General features: G+C 65.1%; 18 protein-coding genes. 10 read left to right on the top strand and 8 right to left on the bottom strand.

The window, feature by feature from the left end:
- Window positions 1-9 precede the first annotated feature (9 nt).
- The 3 genes from mutY (at window position 10) to hemH (ending at window position 2,394) form a co-directional block, all read left to right on the top strand.
- Window positions 10-1,083, top strand: coding sequence for an A/G-specific adenine glycosylase (gene mutY, locus R5N89_RS13395; protein ID WP_110569674.1), 1,074 nt, complete (start codon window positions 10-12; stop codon window positions 1,081-1,083).
- Window positions 1,084-1,143: 60 nt separating this feature from the next.
- Window positions 1,144-1,266 (top strand): hypothetical protein, encoded by a 123-nt coding sequence (locus R5N89_RS13390; RefSeq protein WP_354680686.1) that lies wholly within the window; start codon window positions 1,144-1,146, stop codon window positions 1,264-1,266.
- Between the two features lie 72 nt (window positions 1,267-1,338).
- Window positions 1,339-2,394, top strand: a complete 1,056-nt coding sequence (hemH, locus tag R5N89_RS13385; RefSeq protein WP_110569652.1) for a ferrochelatase — start codon at window positions 1,339-1,341, stop codon at window positions 2,392-2,394.
- A 91-nt stretch (window positions 2,395-2,485) separates the two neighbouring features.
- On the opposite strand, the gene R5N89_RS13380 is transcribed toward hemH, so the two are convergent.
- Together R5N89_RS13380 and R5N89_RS13375 are read right to left on the bottom strand one after the other, a co-directional pair.
- Window positions 2,486-3,064: a hypothetical protein gene (locus R5N89_RS13380; RefSeq protein WP_244192224.1), complete on the bottom strand. Its 579-nt coding sequence runs from the start codon at window positions 3,062-3,064 to the stop codon at window positions 2,486-2,488.
- Window positions 3,065-3,511: 447 nt separating this feature from the next.
- Entirely contained in the window at window positions 3,512-4,582 is a 1,071-nt protein-coding gene (locus tag R5N89_RS13375) for a COX15/CtaA family protein (protein ID WP_110569650.1), read from the bottom strand.
- A 117-nt stretch (window positions 4,583-4,699) separates the two neighbouring features.
- On the opposite strand from R5N89_RS13375, the gene R5N89_RS13370 reads away from it, so the two are divergent.
- From R5N89_RS13370 to R5N89_RS13355, 4 genes are all read left to right on the top strand, one after another.
- The gene (locus R5N89_RS13370) at window positions 4,700-5,392 is read left to right on the top strand and encodes a TVP38/TMEM64 family protein (RefSeq protein ID WP_110569673.1); all 693 of its coding nucleotides are present in this window, start codon (window positions 4,700-4,702) and stop codon (window positions 5,390-5,392) included.
- Window positions 5,393-5,478: 86 nt separating this feature from the next.
- Window positions 5,479-6,777, top strand: coding sequence for a multidrug effflux MFS transporter (locus R5N89_RS13365; RefSeq protein WP_110569649.1), 1,299 nt, complete (start codon window positions 5,479-5,481; stop codon window positions 6,775-6,777).
- A gap of 184 nt (window positions 6,778-6,961) precedes the next feature.
- Window positions 6,962-7,492, top strand: a complete 531-nt coding sequence (locus R5N89_RS13360; RefSeq protein WP_110569648.1) for an adenine phosphoribosyltransferase — start codon at window positions 6,962-6,964, stop codon at window positions 7,490-7,492.
- Between the two features lie 136 nt (window positions 7,493-7,628).
- Window positions 7,629-9,863 (top strand): FUSC family protein, encoded by a 2,235-nt coding sequence (locus R5N89_RS13355; RefSeq protein ID WP_110569647.1) that lies wholly within the window; start codon window positions 7,629-7,631, stop codon window positions 9,861-9,863.
- A 146-nt stretch (window positions 9,864-10,009) separates the two neighbouring features.
- On the opposite strand, the gene accC is transcribed toward R5N89_RS13355, so the two are convergent.
- The 3 genes from accC to aroQ are packed head-to-tail and all read right to left on the bottom strand — an operon-like array spanning window position 10,010 to window position 12,275.
- A complete protein-coding gene (gene accC, locus R5N89_RS13350; RefSeq protein WP_110569646.1) occupies window positions 10,010-11,359 on the bottom strand; it encodes an acetyl-CoA carboxylase biotin carboxylase subunit in 1,350 nt (449 codons plus the stop codon).
- Window positions 11,359-11,823 carry an acetyl-CoA carboxylase biotin carboxyl carrier protein subunit gene (locus R5N89_RS13345; RefSeq protein WP_110569645.1) on the bottom strand — a complete coding sequence of 155 codons (465 nt, stop codon included), beginning with the start codon at window positions 11,821-11,823 and terminating at the stop codon, window positions 11,359-11,361. The genes accC and R5N89_RS13345 overlap by 1 nt, the downstream gene beginning before the upstream one ends.
- Window positions 11,820-12,275 carry a type II 3-dehydroquinate dehydratase gene (gene aroQ, locus R5N89_RS13340; protein ID WP_061274471.1) on the bottom strand — a complete coding sequence of 152 codons (456 nt, stop codon included), beginning with the start codon at window positions 12,273-12,275 and terminating at the stop codon, window positions 11,820-11,822. The genes R5N89_RS13345 and aroQ overlap by 4 nt, the downstream gene beginning before the upstream one ends.
- 132 nt (window positions 12,276-12,407) lie before the next feature.
- On the opposite strand from aroQ, the gene R5N89_RS13335 reads away from it, so the two are divergent.
- A complete protein-coding gene (locus R5N89_RS13335) occupies window positions 12,408-12,950 on the top strand; it encodes a septal ring lytic transglycosylase RlpA family protein (protein ID WP_110569672.1) in 543 nt (180 codons plus the stop codon).
- Window positions 12,951-13,000: 50 nt separating this feature from the next.
- On the opposite strand, the gene R5N89_RS13330 is transcribed toward R5N89_RS13335, so the two are convergent.
- Window positions 13,001-13,933 carry a YihY/virulence factor BrkB family protein gene (locus R5N89_RS13330; RefSeq protein ID WP_373320424.1) on the bottom strand — a complete coding sequence of 311 codons (933 nt, stop codon included), beginning with the start codon at window positions 13,931-13,933 and terminating at the stop codon, window positions 13,001-13,003.
- Between the two features lie 387 nt (window positions 13,934-14,320).
- Between R5N89_RS13330 and R5N89_RS13325 the strand changes: the two genes are divergently transcribed.
- Window positions 14,321-15,451, top strand: a complete 1,131-nt coding sequence (locus R5N89_RS13325; RefSeq protein ID WP_110569643.1) for a type III PLP-dependent enzyme — start codon at window positions 14,321-14,323, stop codon at window positions 15,449-15,451.
- 123 nt (window positions 15,452-15,574) lie between these two features.
- Window positions 15,575-15,979, top strand: a complete 405-nt coding sequence (locus tag R5N89_RS13320) for a copper resistance protein CopC (protein ID WP_244192223.1) — start codon at window positions 15,575-15,577, stop codon at window positions 15,977-15,979.
- Between the two features lie 5 nt (window positions 15,980-15,984).
- Here R5N89_RS13320 and ccmB read toward each other — a convergent pair whose 3' ends face one another.
- Complete coding sequence (gene ccmB, locus R5N89_RS13315) at window positions 15,985-16,665, bottom strand: heme exporter protein CcmB (protein WP_110569641.1); 681 nt, start codon at window positions 16,663-16,665, stop codon at window positions 15,985-15,987.
- Window positions 16,662-17,306 (bottom strand): heme ABC exporter ATP-binding protein CcmA, encoded by a 645-nt coding sequence (ccmA, locus tag R5N89_RS13310; protein ID WP_208624705.1) that lies wholly within the window; start codon window positions 17,304-17,306, stop codon window positions 16,662-16,664. The genes ccmB and ccmA overlap by 4 nt, the downstream gene beginning before the upstream one ends.
- Between the last annotated feature and the right edge of the window lie 28 nt (window positions 17,307-17,334).

The raw sequence follows: 17,334 nt of genomic DNA, 5'->3' as shown, positions 1-17,334 counted from the left end.
AACGGGTCCGTGTTACCTTGTGCTACCGATCTGTTACGCTGGTATGACCGGCACCGTCGCATTCTGCCATGGCGCGCGCTGCCCGGCCAGAACATTGATCCCTATCGGGTCTGGCTGAGCGAGATCATGCTCCAGCAGACCACGGTTACGGCGGTCATGCCCTATTTCGAGCGCTTCCTTGCCGCCTTCCCCGATGTCACGGCGCTGGCCCGCGCCCCGCAGGACCGGGTCATGGCGCTGTGGGCGGGGCTTGGCTACTATGCCCGCGCGCGCAACCTGCACGCCTGCGCGCAGGCTGTGGCGGCGCGGGGCGGCAGCTTTCCCGATACGGTGGAAGGGTTGCTGGAACTGCCGGGAGTCGGAGCCTATACGGCAGCGGCCATTGCCGCCATCGCCTTTGGCCGCCCCGTGGTGCCGGTGGATGGCAACGTGGAGCGCGTGACCAGCCGCCTGTTCGCCCTGACCGACCCGCTGCCCGGTGCCCGCAAGGCCATTGCCGCCCGCGCCATAACCCTGAACGCGGATGCGCAGGCGAAAGCCCGCCCCTCCGATTTCGCGCAGGCCCTGTTTGACCTCGGGGCAGGCATCTGCACGCCGCGCAATCCCGCCTGCGTGCTGTGCCCGTGGCGTGAAGCCTGCGCGGGCCATGCGCAGGGCATTGCCGCCACCCTGCCGCGCCGGGCGCCCAAGCCCGTGCGGCCCGTGCGCCATGGCGTGCATTTCTGCCTTGTGGATGAAGCCGGGGGCCTGCTGCTGGTCCGCCGCCCCGAAAAGGGGCTGCTTGGCGGCATGATGGGCCTGCCGGGGCCGCACTGGCGCGATGACCCGTGGCCCGAGGCCGAGGCGCTGAGCCTTGCCCCGGCAGCGCCCCGCCTGCAACCACACTGGCGCATGGTGGGGCAGGTGAAGCATGTCTTCACCCATTTCACCCTGCTGGTGGATGTGTACGCAGCGCGGATTGCGGCCTTTCCCAACAGTATGGCGGCGGCGGGATGCGTGCATTACCCCGGTGACGCAGCCGTGGCGCTGCCCTCGCTTATGGACAAATGCGTAAAGGTTGCACGCAGGGCCGGTATTTTTTGATTGACGCCGCCCCGATCGGCGCGGTTGAGTAACAGGTGTCCGATCAGGAAAGGGACCGTGATGTTCGCTTTTGTCCAGATGCTTTCCCCCGTTATGGCCCTGCTGGGCCTTGTTGCCGCCGCCCGTTACTGTTCCGCTCCTGCGCGCGCCATGCAGCCGATCCGGGTGCGTGCCCGGCGCTAGGATGCCCTTCGTGCAGGGGTATGACCCGCTGTTCTTTTGCATCCCACTCTGGCTTCCTGTAGCAGCCGAAGTATGACATTCATTACTGTAAACCGCGCGGCGGGGCATGAAGATGCGCCGCCGCGCATCGGGGTATTGCTGAGCAATCTTGGCACCCCCGATGGCACCGGCTATGGCGCGGTGCGCCGTTATCTGGCTGAATTCCTGTCAGATCGGCGCATTATCGAAGCAAGCCCCCTGATCTGGAAGCCGATCTTGTATGGCCCGGTGCTGACCTTCCGCCCGCGCAAGTCGGGCGAGGCGTATCACCGCATCTGGCACCATGACCGTAATGAAAGCCCGTTGCGCACCTACACGCGCGATCAGGCGGAAATGCTGGCAACGCGGCTGGCCGGTGACAACGTGCCGGTGGCGTGGGGCATGCGTTATGGCCAGCCTTCCATAAAGCAGGCGCTGCATGAACTGGTGGCGCAGGGGTGCGACCGCATCCTGCTTGCCCCGCTTTACCCGCAATACAGCGCCACCACCACGGCCACGGCCAATGACCAGGCGTTCCGTGCTCTCATGCGGCTGCGCAACCAGCCTGCCATCCGCACCCTGCCGGCCTTTGCCGACCATCCGGCCTATATCGCGGCCCTTGGGCGCTCGATCATGGCCCGGCTCGAAACGCTTGATTTCAAGCCGCAGATGATTGTCGCCTCCTTCCATGGCCTGCCCAAGGTGTATGTGGAAAAGGGCGACAGCTATGCCGATGAATGCGCGCGCACCATCGTCGCGCTGCGTCAGGTCATGGGGTATGACGCGCAGATGATGCCGCTCACCTTCCAGTCCCGCTTTGGCCCGGCCAAGTGGTTGGAGCCCTATACCGCGCCGTTTATCGAGTCGCTGCCCGCGCAGGGCATCGAGCGCATTGCGGTGATTACGCCGGGCTTCATTTCCGACTGTATCGAAACGCTCGATGAAATCGGCAATGAGGCGGGGGAAGACTTCATCAAGGCCGGCGGCAAGGAACTGGCCCTGATCCCGTGCCTGAACAACTCGCCCGATGCCATTGACCTGCTCGAAACCCTGGTGCGTGAAGAACTGGCAGGCTGGCTGCCACGTAAACCGGCAGCCGCTACTGGCTGAGGTTATCGCTGCCCGTAGACCAAAAAAAGCTTCATGAAGTGCCGCCTTAGGGAAAAAGGCGGCACCCGAAAACGTTGATGATGCCCTACGGTCAGGGCCGGTCGCAGCTTTCGATCAAATCGTTATAGACCTGTCCTTTAGGGCACGAGGCGGGAGGGCGCTGCGGCGCAGGCTGGCCATTGCCCTGCGGGCCGGGCTGCTGCTGGGCTGGCGCGGGTGCCAGCAGGGTGGACAGATCCTTGTCATAGACGGAGTCGTCTTCCGGCGCGTTGTTGCCCGTGGCGTTATAGACCTCGGGTGCGGCCTGATAGCTGGCACTTGCCGCGGCAGCCCCCATCGCGGCCCCCGCAGCATAATAGCCGGGCCAGCCCCATCCCCAGCCGCCGCCCCATCCCCATCCCCATCCCCATCCCCATCCACCCATGGGGTAACCCCAGCCCCAGCCGATATAGCCGGGATAGTAGCCCACACCCCAGCCGCCCCATCCCCATCCACCATGCCAGCCGCCCCAGTCGCCGCCACCATACCAACCCCCGCCGCCATGCCAGCCGCCACCGCCGCCGCCGCGCCAGCCGCCGCCGTGGGGGCCAGCATGGGCGGGCAGGCTCAGTGAGCCGCATGCGATCAGTGCCAGCGTCACGCCTGTCAGTGCCTGTTTCAGCTTGTGCATGTTCCATTCCTGCATGTCGTGATGGGGTTTATCGCAGAAAATCATAGATCGGGAAAAGACGCGGCGCGGCAGGCCGCCCGGCCGGTCCCCTTACGCCCGCTTCTATAACGCAGGGACAGCTAGGCCGGATGCCTGCACGGGCAACCGTGCGGTGCAGGCGGCGAACGGGTCTGTGCCCTTTTGTTCATGAACGGCATTTCTGCCCGGTTTGGCCCAATGTGCAAGCGTAGGGTGCAGGGCCGTAACATTCCGTAGCATATGACCGATGGTTTACGCCGCCCCGGCGCCAGGTCGGCTGCCCATGGGCATGAAACCGTTATCGCACCGGGCGGGATGCAAGAATTATTTTAAAAAAGAGCTGGTTACTTAAAAAATAGTAAACGTTTTTGGGTGCCGCCTTTTTGAAAAAAGCGGCGTTCTTATGATTGGCCGCGTATTCCAGCGGGTTTACGGGCGGCCAACCCCACGCAGCCGGTGCAGCGTGATGATGGCCGCCGTCAGCACGATGGCAGCACAGGTCTGGTGCACCGTGCCCGCCCATACCGGCACGACCAGCAGCAGCGTGGTCACGCCCAGCGCGTATTGCAGCAGCACCAGCCAGCCCAGCATGGTCAGAGCCGCATGCACGTCCTTGCCCAGTTGTGGCGTGCGCAGCCCGAGCACGATCGTTACACCAATCAGCACCGCCGTGGTGGTGGCCAGCAGCCGGTGGTCGAACTGGATGGCGGGAATGTTCTGGAACCAGTTCAGCCAGAAGGGGTGCAGCTTTGCGTAACCCTGCGGGATCAGGTGGCCATCCATGAGCGGAAAGGTATTGTAGGCAAAGCCCGCATGCGTGCCCGCCGTAAAACCGCCCGCGATCACGGTCATGCCCACCAGCACGCAGATGGCCCAGACCAGCGCGTGCATGCGCCTGACTTCCGGCGTTGCGGGAATGAAGGCGGGGCGTGGCGTGCGCACTGACAGTGCCGTCCATAAAATGGCGATGTAGAGCGCGAAGGCGCAGCACAGATGCAGCACCAGCCGCACGGGGGCGACGGCCGTGCTGTCCGGGTTGAAGCCCGATGCTACCATGAACCACCCGATGGCGCCCTGCAGCCCACCCAGCACGAAAAACAGCACCAGCCGCAGCGCCAGCCCCCGGCTCAGCGCCCCGGTGATGGAAAACCATACCAGCGGCACCAGCAGCACGAAGCCCATCAGCCGCCCCCAGAAGCGGTGCGTCCATTCCGCCCAGAAGATCTGCTGGAAGCCCGCAAGCCCGAAACCATCATGCAGGATCTTGTATTGCGGGATGGTCTTGTACAGCTCGAACTGCCGCTCCCACTCCGCATGGCTCAGCGGCGGGATCATGCCGGTGATCGGCCGCCAGTCCATGATGGACAGGCCCGAGCCTGTCAGGCGCGTGTAGCCGCCAAGGGCGATCATGCCCACGAGCATGAAGCAGATGGCGAACAGCCATGTGGAGATACGCTGCCTGTTGCGCAGATCCTGCGCGGAAGGGGGCGTGCGGCCCATCAGGGAGCCAGTGGAAGGATATGCGGACATAACCGGATTTAGACTGCCCTTGCAGTCAGCCGCAAGGCGATGCTAGGCGCGAAGGAACATATATTCTTCCACAACTGGGATGCACGCATGACAGCACCGCACGCAGTACCGCCCGCGCCCGTGGCACAGGGCAGCCTGCGCGTGCTGGTCCGGCCCCTGCTTCTGCTGGCGGCCTTTGTTGCGCTCACGGTGGTGCTTGGCCGCCTGCCGGGCCTGTGCGACATGCTGACAGCGCGCCATGGCCTGCATGCGGGGGCTGGTGGCGCGATCATGTTCGTGCTGGCGGCCAGCGCTTTCTGTGGCCTGGGCCTGCCCCGGCAGGCGGTGTGCTTTGCAGCAGGTGCTGCTTACGGAATCGGGGCCGGATGCGTGCTTGCCACGCTGGCCACGGTTACCGGGTGCCTGTGGGGTTATGGCTGGGGCCGGTGGGCAGGGCGCGTGCGCATGCCCGCGCGGCTTGGTGCAACCCTGGCGCGGGTGGAAGGTTGCGTACGCGCGGCCCCCTTCGCCTCGGTGCTGGCGCTGCGGCTCATGCCGGTGGGCTCGGCGCTGCTGCTCAACCTGGCGGCGGGCATGCTGGGGGTCAGGGTCATGGCGTTTGTGCTGGCAACCCTGCTGGGCAGCCTGCCACAGACCGTGGTGTTCGTGCTGGTGGGCACGGGCATGCGGCTTGGTGGTGGCGTGCGCATCGGGGTCGCCATCGGGCTGTTTGGCCTTTCCGCGCTGGTGGGGCTGTGGCTCATGCGCCGCATGCGCGGCTTGCCGCCATGGCAGGAGTGAATTGCAGCGATGTTGTAATTAGAGGGTGAAAAAATGGACCGCGCTGGTCTACTAGTCCCCACAGTCTTTTAATATTGGAGCGCCTCATGGGCACATCCGCAACGGCGGGCCGTCCGGCAGAAACCCCTGTGCCCGAAACGACCGGCCGCCCCATGGGCTGGATCGCGATCCTGCTGGGCTTCCTCACCGCGGTCGGCCCGGTCTCGACCGATATTTACCTGCCTGCCTTCCCCGAGCTTGAAACCACGCTGCACGGCCGTCCGGGCTCGGCGCAGATGACGCTTGCGGTGTGGTTCGTGGGGCTGGCCATCGGCCAGATCACCATGGGCCCGCTATCGGACCGATTCGGCCGCCGCAGGCCCATGCTGCTGGGCACGCTGGTCTATACGCTGGCCTCGGTTGGCTGCGCCATGGCGCGCGACATTCCCACCTTTTCGTTCTTCCGCTTCGTGGCTTCGCTCGGGGCTTCGGCCAGCCTGATCATTCCGAGTGCCTGCGTGCGCGACATGTCGCACGGCAATGAATCCGCGCGGCTGATGTCGCGGCTGGTGCTGGTGATGGGGGTCGTGCCCATCCTGGCCCCCACGCTGGGCGGGCTGGTGCTGTCGATCGCGTCGTGGCGGTCGATCTTCTGGGCGGCGGCGGTGTATGGCGTGATCTGCATCGGGCTGATCTGGCGCGTCCTGCCCGAGACCCTGCAGCCAGCCAACCGCAGCGAGTTCTCGCCCGTAACGCTGTTCAGCCGCTATGTCATGCTGGCGCGTGACCGGGGGTTCATTACCCATGCCATGATCGCGGGTTTCGCGTGCTTCATGTCGTTTACCTACCTGTCGGCGGCCCCTTCGGTGTTCATTCACCAGTTCGGGCTCACGCCGGCGCATTTCGGCATGATGTTTGGCGTGTTCGCGGTGTGCATGATCGGGGCGTCGCAGCTCAACGGCGCGCTGGTGGGGCGCATTGACGCCGCCCGCATCCTTGGCGTGTCGGTGGGTGTTGCGGTGGCAGGCACCATGGCCATGACGGCCATGGCCGTGGTCATCGCCTTTGCCATGCAGCATGGCGGCCACCCGCCGCTGTGGATGCTGGGCTGCCTGATCCTGGCCATGATGGTCTCGCTGGGCACGACCGGCATCATCGGCCCCAATGCCACGGTGGGCGCGCTGGCCGACCACCCGCGTTTTGCGGGCAGCGCCTCGGCTTTTGTCGGCACGCTGCAATATGTGCTCGGTGCCGTGGCCGGTGCCTTCGTGGGCATGCTGCCCGCCAACTCGCCGCTGCCCATGGCGGGCGTGATGCTGATGGGGGCTGCGATCATGATGGTGATGGTGCTGCTGCGCCCCGCCCGCGTGCCTACGTCCATCCCTGCCGGAGCGGCTGAGGAATAAAATCTTCTTCCCCCCGCCCTGGCGCGTGATGGGTGCCAAAGCATGGGCAAAGGGGTGCGGATGGGGTTGTCGGGCTGGCGCGTGGCGGCTACAGCGGGGGGCCGTCCAGTGGGCGACAGTTTCGTGAACGGGGCGCATATGTCCCGGATTTGTATGACCATGCAACGGGGACCGTGCACCGATCATGACGACCGCCCAGATCGACCTGAAACAGTATATTCGCCATATCCCGGATTTTCCCAAGCCGGGCATCCTGTTCTACGATATCTCGACGCTGATGCGGAATGCCGATGCCTGGCAGATCGCCATGGGCCGCCTTGCCGCCGCCGTCGCACCGTGGGCGCCTGATGTGCTGGCCGCCATCGAATCGCGCGGGTTCCTGACGGCAGCGCCGCTTGCCAGCCGCCTGGGCTGCGGGCTGGTCATGCTGCGCAAGCCGGGCAAGCTGCCGGGCGAGACGGTATCCTACAACTATGACCTGGAATATGGCTCCGATTCGCTGCACATCCAGGCGGATGCGATCCTGCCCGGCCAGCGCGTGGTGGTGATGGATGACCTGCTGGCAACCGGCGGCACGCTGGTCGCCTCGGTTGCCCTGCTGCACAAGGTGGGCGCGAATGTGGTGGGGGCCGCCACCCTGATCGAACTGACCGGCCTTGGTGGCCGCGACCGGCTGGATCTGCCGGTCAAGACGCTCGTCTCTTACGACGAATAACCCGCAGTCCGGGCGCTGGTGGCATGCGGTATACGCTTTCTTCCATGCGGCCATTCGGCTGTCAGCCTGTTCGTACGCCCGCTATGGTGTACGCTATGCAGGCATCGTATCTGGATAGGGGGAGCCACGCGCCGGGATGAAAGGTCTTGAGCTTTCCCTGATCCGTTTTCAGGATCAGATACGGGCATTTTTCCGGCGGCTGTGGCCGCCGGGCATGACCCCGCGCCAGGACCATCTGCGGTGGCTGTACGCGCCGGGCATCTTCACCTTTGGTTATGCGCTGCGCACCACCATTACCTCGCTCATCGCGCTGGGCATCGCGCTGTGGTGGGAGCTTGGCAGCCCGCAATGGGCGGCGCTGACGGTCTGGATGGTGGCGCAGGGCTCGCGCGGCAAGAGCGTGGCCAAGGCGCGGTGGCATCTGTTCGGCATGGTGGTGGGCACGATCTGCGCCGTGCTGCTGGTGGCGGCGTTTCCGCAGGCGCCGCTCATGTTCATCCTGCTGCTGGCCATCGGCATTGGCACGTTCTGCTTTATCGGCACGTTGCTGCCCGGCCCCGCCACCATGACCAACTACCGCATTCACGGCATGCGGGCGAGCGGGTTTACCTACGCCATCATCTCGCTTGATGGCATTGCCGACCCGCAGCACATCTTCATGACCGCCATGTCGCGCGCGACCTATATCGTGCTGGGCATCGTGCTGGAAAGCACGGTTTCCTCGCTGTTCCAGTTCAAGCTGGCCAAGCGCGCGGAAGACCGGCTGGCCGACAATTTCATGACCGCCATCAATGGCGCGGCCCAGACGCTGGCCTCCCTGCTGTCGGGTGATACGCAGGTGCTCAAGCAGGCGCGGGGCGTGTTCTCCAACATCACCACGCTGAGCGACCAGATCGAGTTTGCCGAGGTCGAGATGGGGTCCCATCGCGGCCATGAGGGCGACCATGCCCGCGCGGCGCTGGCGCGGGTTGCGATGCTGCTCTCGCGCGGGCTGGATCTTGCCGCCCTCATGCAGGGGCCGGTGGGCAGGCCCGATGCCGCCTTCAGCGCGACATCGAGCAAGGTGCAGGCCTTCCTCAAGGACATGGCGGGCGAGCTTGAGGCCAGTGACGACATTCACCCCGTGCTGGCCCGGCTTGCGGAACTGCAGGCGGCCTGCCGGCAGAGCGTGGCCGATTCACTCAATCAGGAAATGGGCACCCCCGGCGCCCTGCCGGTTGACCCCCAGCTGGTGCAGATGCTCTCGCAGCAGCGCATGCTCAATTACGCGCTGGGCCAGATCCTTGATGAGCTGGAGCAGGCGCTGATCCAGTTCGACGCCAGCCGCAACCCGCTGGCGCATGACCATTTTCACTACCGGCTCAAGACCTTCCGTGACTGGCAGCAGGCCTTTACCAACAGCCTGCGGGCTTCGGTCACCATCTTCGGGGCGGGGGTGATCTGGATCACGACCGCATGGTCGGCCGGGCTGACCTTCATCATGTTCGTCTCCATCGTGTGCAGCCTGTTCTCCACGCTGGAAAAACCTGCCCTTGCCACCCGGGCCTTCCTTGGCGGGGCCATTATCGCCTCGGTTGTGGCGGGTGTTCTGGTGCTGTGGCGCCTGGCCTCGCCCACCACGTATGAGATCCTGGCGCTGTGCCTGTTCCTGCCCATGCTGGCGGGCGGGCTGGCCTTTGCCTATCCGGCGCTGATTCTTGGTGCAGTGTCGTACAACCTGTTCCTGCCCATCCTGCTCGGGCCGGGCAACCAGACGCGGCTGGACGAGGTGGCGTTTTTCAACACCGCCATGCCGCTGATTGTCGGGCTGTGGTATGCGATGTGGGCCTTCCGGCTGGTGCTGCCGTTCGATACGAACGACATGCGCTGGCAGATGCGCACCGGCATCCTGCGCGGGCTGCGCTATGTGGCGCGGGCGCGCACGCTGCCCACCACGCTGTATGTGGTCGAGCATAACGTGGACCGCTTCGTGCGCCTGCTGACCAATGCGGAAAACACGCCTGACACCATTATCGATGCCTACCTGCAGGGTATCCTGTCGGCCATGACCATCGGGCTGAACGTCATCCGCCTGCGCGCCATCCTTGAGCGACACATGCTGCCGCCCGAGGCGCAGCGCGTGGTTGGCGAGATGATGGGCCGCATGGCGCAGTTCAGCGGGCGGTATGGCGGCCATTACGGGCGCACGGCGCGCTCGGCCAAATTCGCCATCGTACACCTGCAGCAGCTTGCGGGGCAGACCGATAATCTGGGCGTGCGGCTGGAAATAGACAGCGCGCTGGGGTGCCTGTACGTGATCTCGTTTGAGCTGGATCACAACCAGAAATTCTTTGATGCCTCCAGCCCGTATCTGGATCCGGTCATGGCGTGAAGCGCGGTGTTCTTTCTGCGCTGATCCGTATGAGGGACGTTATCTAAAAGCTTTGCCAAAAACGTTCTTATGATTTTAGCCATAAAAAAAGCGACCCCGGCGCAATGGCAGGGGTCGCTTTTCTGTTTTGGGGCGTGATTGGCTATTCAGCCCTGCTGCTGGCGGGCCACGAAGTTTTCCAGCCAGTGGATGGTGTAGTCACCCTTGCGGAACTGGGGGTCTTCCAGGATCTTGCGGTGCAGCGGGATGACCGTCTTGACCCCTTCAATCACGAATTCATCCAGCGCGCGGCGCATGCGCTCGATGGCCTCAAGGCGGGTCGGCGCGCGCACGATCAGCTTGGCGATCATGCTGTCGTAGTAAGGCGGCACGCGGTAGCCCGCATACAGCGCGCTATCGATTCGCACGCCCAGGCCGCCGGGCGGGTGGTAGACCGTGATCGTGCCCGGCGTGGGCATGAAGGTCTGCGGGTCCTCGGCATTGATGCGGCATTCGATCGCATGGCCGGAGAACTTGATGTCCGACTGGCTGTAGCCGATCGGCTCGCCCGCCGCGATGCGGATCTGCTCGCGCACGAGGTCCACGTCGCACACCATCTCCGTCACCGGATGTTCCACCTGCAGGCGGGTATTCATCTCGATGAAGCAGAACTGCCCGTCCTGATACAGGAACTCCAGCGTGCCAGCGTTGCGGTAGCCGAGCCTGGTCAGGGCGGCGGTGGCAATCGCGCCGATCTCGTCACGCTGCTCTGCTGTCAGGGCAGGGGAGCCCGCCTCTTCAAGCAGCTTCTGGTGGCGGCGCTGCAGCGAGCAGTCACGCTCGCCATAATGCACCACGTTGCCATGCGTGTCGGCCATGATCTGCAGTTCGATATGGCGCGGCTTGTCGAGGTATTTCTCGAGATAGACCTCGTCATTGCCAAAGGCGGCGCGGGCTTCGGTGCGGGCCACGCTCCATGCCTCTTCAAGGTCCGCCTCGGTGGGGGCGACCTTCATGCCGCGCCCGCCGCCGCCGGCGGCAGCCTTGATCAGCACGGGGTAGCCGACTTTCGCCGCGACCTCACGCGCCTGCTCCAGGCTTTCCAGCGCGCCATCCGATCCGGGCACCAGCGGCACGCCGAGCGCCATCATGGTGGTCTTGGCGGTGATCTTGTCGCCCATCATGCGGATATGCTCCGCCGTCGGCCCGATGAAGGTCAGGCCGTGGGCTTCTACCGTCTCGGCAAAATCGGCGTTTTCCGACAGGAAGCCGTAGCCGGGGTGAATGGCGTCCGCCCCGGTGATGGTGGCTGCCGAAAGGATGGCCGCTACATTGAGGTACGAGTCGCGGCTGGCGGGTGGCCCGATGCACACGGCTTCATCCGCAAGGCGGACATACATGGCATCCGTATCGGCCGTGGAGTGCACGGCAACGGTCCGGATGCCCAGTTCGCGGCAGGCCCGCAGGATGCGCAGGGCGATCTCGCCACGATTGGCAATGAGGATCTTGGAAAACATTACTCTATGATGACCAGCGCTTCGCCGAACTCGACCGGGTCGCCAGACTGCACCAGAATCCGGCTGACCGTGCCTGCGCGCGGGGCCTTGATCTGGTTGAAGGTCTTCATCGCCTCGATCAGCAGCAGCGTCTGGCCCGCGGTCACCTGCTGGCCTTCGGAGACGAAAGCGGGCGAGGACGGATCAGGTGCGAGGTAGGCCACGCCCACCATCGGGCTGGTCACCGCGCCGGGGTGCTTGGACAGGTCGGCCGGGTTGGCGGCAGGGGGCGCCACGGGCGTGGGCGCAACCGGCGCCGCGGCCACGGGGGCCGGGGCAGGCACGGCATGCGCCACGGGGGCGGCCGCGCGCACCACGCGGATGCGGTTGTCCTTTTCCGCGATCTCGATTTCGGTCAGGCCGGTATCGGTGAGAATTTCAGCCAATGCCCGTATGGCATCCGCATCCACGAGCAGTCGGCTCATTGATCGTCCTCGTCCAGAATCATGTCTGTCATGGCCTGAAGCGCCAGGGCATACCCCCGTACGCCCAGCCCGCATATAACGCCAATGGCGGCCTGGGAGACGTAGGAGTGATGACGAAAGGCTTCACGGCGGTGAATGTTGGAGATGTGCACCTCGATGACCGGCAGATCAACGGCCAGCAGCGCGTCGAGTATGGCAACCGAGGTGTGGGAATAGGCCGCCGGGTTGATGATGATGCCGCGTGCGCGGCCCCGGCATTCCTGTATCCATGAAACGAGTTCCCCCTCGCCATTGGTCTGGCGGAAGTCGATGGCTACATCGAGCCGTTCGGCTGCCTGGACACAGACCTGTTCCACGTCATCAAGCGTGGCATGGCCATAGACTTCGGGTTGCCGCAGTCCGAGCATGTTCAGGTTTGGGCCGTTCAACACGGCAATGAGAGGGCGCTCCATGATGCACGCGCCTAGCACGCCCGCCGCCCGGTTCCAAGTCCGATCATGCGTCATGCCCCCCTGCGGGGCCGCCCGCGCCCGGCCTGCAGGCTGAATTATGTCCTGCGGGTCCAATTATGTTATGGTGGCGTCATGACAGGAAAAACCGATCACCAGCGCGCGCGCGGCGCACGGGGCGGCAATACGGCGCGCTTCGGGGCCTCCGTGGCGGTGGCATGCCTGATGCTGGCGACATCGGGCCTGCTCAGCGCGGCGCAGGCGGCGGCACGGCACGGGGTGGGCACCACCCGGCATGGGGCAGGCACCCGCGTGCGGCGCCCGCCCGCCATGGCGCATGTGCCCGCGAACTGGAACCAGCACGGCCTGGCCAGCTGGTATGGCACGGGCAGGCAGAGCGGGCATGCCACGGCCTCGGGCGAGCGGTTTGACCCTGATGCGCTAACCGCTGCCCACACCCAGTTGCCCCTGGGCACGCGGGTCAGGGTGCATGCCGTCAGCACCGGGCGCTCGGTCGTGGTCCGGGTCAATGACAGGGGGCCGTATCACGGGCACCGCATCATCGACCTGTCGCCCGAGGCCGCGCGCCAGCTCGGCATCATGGGCCGGGGTATCTCGAAGGTGGAAATAGAACCCGCGCGCGAGGCGGATGAGGAAGTGGCCAGCGCCACACGCTAGGGGCGCTTCTTTTTTAAAGAAGCATCATGCGCGCGGCAGTCAGCACGCCTTCACAGACGCTGGTGCTTGGTCCAGCCTTCCATGGTCGTGTCGGGCGAACAGCGCAGCTTCATCTCGATCTCGAGTCCCGCATTCAGTTCCGCGCCGAGCAGCACCACATAGGCCGAGACATAAAACCACATCATGATGGCAATGAACGCGCCCAGCGGGCCATAGGTGGCGCTGTAGCCCGCAATATGGCTGACATAATACGAGAACCCCGCCGAGGAGAGCAGCCATAGCAGCGTGGCCCCGATCGAGCCGGGCAGGATGCACCACCAGTAGGTATGGGGCCGGTTGGGGCCGAAGCGGTACAGCGCCGAACATAGCGACAGCACGAACAGGAGCATGAGCATGGGGCCGCCCATGCGCACCAGCAGCTCGACCGAGCCGGGCGGGGGGGCGAGTTCGAGCTTCTGCGGCAGGTAGTCAAGCAGGAACGGCAGCGCCACCATCAGCGCCAGCGTGAGGATGCCGCCACAGATCGAGCAGAAGGTCAGCGCCATGCCCATGGCCTGAAAGCGCAGGAAGCTGCGGGTCTCGGGCGTGTTGTAGGCCACGTTCATCGCCAGGATGAGCGAGCGCGTGGCCGCCGAGGCCGACCATGTGGCGATGGTGGTCGATATGATCAGGTTCAGCGTGAGTGATGAGTGCGATTCGGCCACCAGCAGGTGGATGCGCGCGCCGATCATGTCATAGGCTGAAGGTGGCAGCACGTTGCGCAGCACCACAAGCTGGGGCTCCACCGTCTGCGGATCGAACAGGAGGCCATAGAGCGAGATGAGCGTGCTCATGGCCGGAAACAGCGACAGCGTGGCGTAGAACGCACACCCTGCCGCAGCCAGCGTAATCTGGTCGGATACGATGTTGCGGGCGACCTGCCGCAGCACTTTCCTGACCTGCTGCATGGAAAATTGCGGCAGGTGACGTGCGGGCGGGGGCATGTCCGTCATATCGATTTCAGTAGAGGAGGAACCAATCAAGGCGGGCTTCTTGTCCTATTGTGCGGTGGCACGTCGGGCGCGGAGAGGAGCGGCCTGTGTGTATTGTGCCACGATCGTGTGATCCTAAAGGAAAAATTGCGGACCGTGCGGATTTTTCTATTGCGTCAGGCGCGTATTGTGCGCATATGCGCTCCCTACGCAACAACGCACGTGCCACTGGCCCTCTGAGGTTACGCAACGACGTCAAGCGTTCTGGCAATCGGGCCGCCACATGGTGGGGGTCCTTATTGGTCGCTGGTCCGTTAGACCGTTTCGCAACATCTGTCCGTTTGTGCAATTCCAGAATTGTGTTCATCCGGGCGGCAGTACAGAAGGGATTTGGGTGCGATGACTCCCAAAATCGCTCGTTATCTGGCTGAGCAGGCTCCTGCCACGCCATGCCTTATCGTTGATGTCGACCGGGTGGAAGAACGCTACCGCGCCCTGCGCGAGGCGCTGCCGCTGGCCCGGATCTACTACGCCGTGAAGGCGAATCCCGCCCGTGAGATCCTGACCCGCCTCGTGGGTCTTGGCTCGTCGTTCGATGCCGCCTCGTGGGAAGAGATTTCCATGTGCCTCGAAGCCGGCGCGCGCCCGGTCGATGTCTCGTTCGGCAACACGGTCAAGAAGGCGTCGAACATCGCCCGCGCATTTGCCGCAGGCGTGGACATGTTCGCCTTTGACTGCGCGGAAGAGCTTGAAAAGCTGGCCCGCCACGCGCCCGGTTCGCGCGTTTACTGCCGCCTGATCGTGGAGAACGAGGGCGCGGACTGGCCACTGTCGCGCAAGTTCGGCACCACGCTGGACAACGCCCGCGACCTGATGCTGCGTGCGCGTGACCTGGGACTCGACCCCTATGGCCTGTCCTTCCACGTGGGCAGCCAGCAGACCGAGACCGGCGCGTACGAGGCGGCAATTGCCCGCGTGGGCATGCTGTTTACCGACCTCAAGGCCGCAGGGCTTGACCTGCGCATGGTCAATCTCGGCGGCGGGTTCCCCATCCGCTACCGTGACGACGTGCCGGGCATCGACCGCTTTGCCGTGGCCATCAGCCACGCCATGACCGAGCATTTCGGCAACGACCTGCCGGAAATGATCATCGAGCCGGGCCGCTTCATGGTGGGCGATGCGGGTGTGGTGTCGTCGGAAGTGGTGCTGGTCAGCCGTCGCGGCATGGATGATGGCGTGCGCTGGGTCTATCTCGACATCGGGCGTTTCGGCGGTCTGGCCGAGACCGAGGGCGAGGCCATCCGCTACGGCATCCGCACCCCGCATGATGGCACGGCAACCGGCCCGGTCGCCATTGCAGGCCCGACCTGCGACGGGGCTGACATCATGTATGAAAAGACCCCCTACGCCCTGCCGCTTGGGCTGGAATCGGGCGACCGGATCGAACTGCTCTCCACCGGGGCGTATGTTTCGACCTACTGCTCGACCGGGTTCAATGGCCTCAAGCCCATTCAGGAACACTATATCTGATCGCGTTCAGCACGACCTGAACACGTGTGAATACCGGGGCGGCAGGATGAAAGTCTTGCCGCCCTGCGTGTATCGGGGGGATACACAGGGCAGTTCCATCCATGCCGGAGGTGTTCCTTGCCCGTGTCCCGTGTTTCAACGCTGCGTTTGCTGGGCCTGTCCTTTATCGGGTGCGTCGTGGCGGCGCGGGCGTTTGCAGCCCCCGTGCTGGTTCATGCCACGCCGTTGGCAGGGCAGCATGTGCCTGCGGGCAATGTCGCGATAAAGCTGACCTATAACAGCGTGATCGACCCGTTCCGCGCACGCCTGCTCCTGCTTGGGCCGAGCGGCGTGCCGCAACTGCTTGTGGCATCCCCCAGTGATGATGAACAGCAGGGCCTGGCCACCACCGTGGCGCTGGCGCCGGGGCATTACGTGCTGCACTGGCGCATGCGCGCGCCCGGCGGCACGCCTGCGGAAGGCAATGTGCCCTTTGATGTAGACCCCGCAGGCCCCGTAGCCGCAGCAGCGCCTGCGGGTAAAAAATAGCCGCCTTATTCCACCGCGGCCCGCAGCCCGGCACCCGCGGCGAGCGGGCATAGCGGAAGGGCGGCCGCAAGAAACGCGCCCAGCAGTTCCAGGTCCGGCCCCCATGACAGGCCGGTCTGCGCCGCATCGAGGGCGGCTGCGCCAAAGATCAGCGCGGGCGTGGTCAGCGGCAGCACCAGCAGCGGCAGCAGCACGCCGCCGCGCCGCGCGCCCAGCACGACCGAGGCGGCCATGCCGCCAATGAGCGAGAGGATGAGCGTGCCCAGCAGCAGCCCGGTCAGCAGCACCACCATGGAGGTGGTGGGCATGCCGAGCATGATGGCCAGCGGCCCTGCGGCCAGCAGCAGCGGCAGGCCGGTGGTCAGCCAGTGGGCCATCATCTTGGCCAGCGCGATGAGCGAGGGCGGCAGGCCGGTCATGAGCAGCTGGTCCAGCGAGCCATCTTCCAGCTCCGAGCCGAACAGCCGGTCAAGCGGCAGCAGGGCCGCGAGCAGCGCGCACACCCACACGATACCCGGCGCCATGCGCCGCAGCAGCTCGGGCGAGGGGCCAAGGGCGAGCGGGAACAGCGCGCCTGCCAGAATGAAGAACAGCACCGCCCCCAGCGTGTCGGCCCCGTGGCGCAGCGCGAGCCGTAGGTCGCGTTCGAGGATGGCGGTGATGAGGGCGGGAATCCGGAGTGTCACAGCAGGTCGTCCTCGGGGAAATCCTCCAGCGGCTGGGGGATGTCGGATTCGTTCAGGCCCGGCAGAGCGTGGGTGCGGGCATCGGGCAGGGGCAGGGGAACATGGGTGGTTGCAATCACAATTCCGCCAGCCTGCCGGTGGGCGGCAAACAGGGTGCCAAGCAGCCCCATCGTGTTGATATCCAGCCCCAGGCTTGGCTCATCAAGCAGCCAGAGCGGCGCCTGCGCCAGCAGCACGCGCGCCAGCGCCGCGCGGCGTTTCTGCCCCGCCGAGAGCATGCGCGCGGGCAGGTCGGCCAGGCCGGAAATATTGAGTGATTCCATGCACAGGTCAGGATTCCCGCCGCTTGCGCGCGCCGCCAGCGTCAGGTTTTCGCGCAGTGTCAGCCCCAGCTTGAGCGCATCCTGGTGGCCCAGATAGGCCACCCGCCCCGCATGCTGGCTGCGATCGGCCAGCGCATCCACGCCAGACCACAGCACATGGCCGCCTTCCGGTTTGTGCAATCCCGCCAGCACGCGCAGCAAGGTGGACTTGCCAGCCCCGTTCGGGCCGGTCAGGAGCAGGGCGTCACCGGCCTCGAGCTTAAAGCCGACACGGTCCAGAACCAGCCGTTCACCGCGGAAAACCGAGATGTTTTCCACTTCCAGCAGGGGGCGGCCGGGGGGAGTA

Origin of the sequence: Komagataeibacter sucrofermentans DSM 15973 (assembly GCF_040581405.1) — a bacterium.
GTDB classification, from domain to species: domain Bacteria; phylum Pseudomonadota; class Alphaproteobacteria; order Acetobacterales; family Acetobacteraceae; genus Komagataeibacter; species Komagataeibacter sucrofermentans.
This window is presented reverse-complemented; position numbering and strand designations above follow the sequence as displayed.

Coding starts and splice junctions, on each gene's coding strand:
- R5N89_RS13355 (WP_110569647.1), top strand. CDS start 7,629: ATGAAAGGTCTTGAGCTTTCCCTGATCCGTTTTCAGGATCAGATACGG.
- R5N89_RS13380 (WP_244192224.1), bottom strand. CDS start 3,064: ATGCACAAGCTGAAACAGGCACTGACAGGCGTGACGCTGGCACTGATC.
- R5N89_RS13345 (WP_110569645.1), bottom strand. CDS start 11,823: ATGAGCCGACTGCTCGTGGATGCGGATGCCATACGGGCATTGGCTGAA.
- aroQ (WP_061274471.1), bottom strand. CDS start 12,275: ATGGAGCGCCCTCTCATTGCCGTGTTGAACGGCCCAAACCTGAACATG.
- hemH (WP_110569652.1), top strand. CDS start 1,339: ATGACATTCATTACTGTAAACCGCGCGGCGGGGCATGAAGATGCGCCG.
- R5N89_RS13325 (WP_110569643.1), top strand. CDS start 14,321: ATGACTCCCAAAATCGCTCGTTATCTGGCTGAGCAGGCTCCTGCCACG.
- R5N89_RS13330 (WP_373320424.1), bottom strand. CDS start 13,933: ATGCCCCCGCCCGCACGTCACCTGCCGCAATTTTCCATGCAGCAGGTC.
- R5N89_RS13365 (WP_110569649.1), top strand. CDS start 5,479: ATGGGCACATCCGCAACGGCGGGCCGTCCGGCAGAAACCCCTGTGCCC.
- R5N89_RS13360 (WP_110569648.1), top strand. CDS start 6,962: ATGACGACCGCCCAGATCGACCTGAAACAGTATATTCGCCATATCCCG.
- R5N89_RS13390 (WP_354680686.1), top strand. CDS start 1,144: ATGTTCGCTTTTGTCCAGATGCTTTCCCCCGTTATGGCCCTGCTGGGC.
- accC (WP_110569646.1), bottom strand. CDS start 11,359: ATGTTTTCCAAGATCCTCATTGCCAATCGTGGCGAGATCGCCCTGCGC.
- R5N89_RS13335 (WP_110569672.1), top strand. CDS start 12,408: ATGACAGGAAAAACCGATCACCAGCGCGCGCGCGGCGCACGGGGCGGC.
- R5N89_RS13370 (WP_110569673.1), top strand. CDS start 4,700: ATGACAGCACCGCACGCAGTACCGCCCGCGCCCGTGGCACAGGGCAGC.
- R5N89_RS13375 (WP_110569650.1), bottom strand. CDS start 4,582: ATGGGCCGCACGCCCCCTTCCGCGCAGGATCTGCGCAACAGGCAGCGT.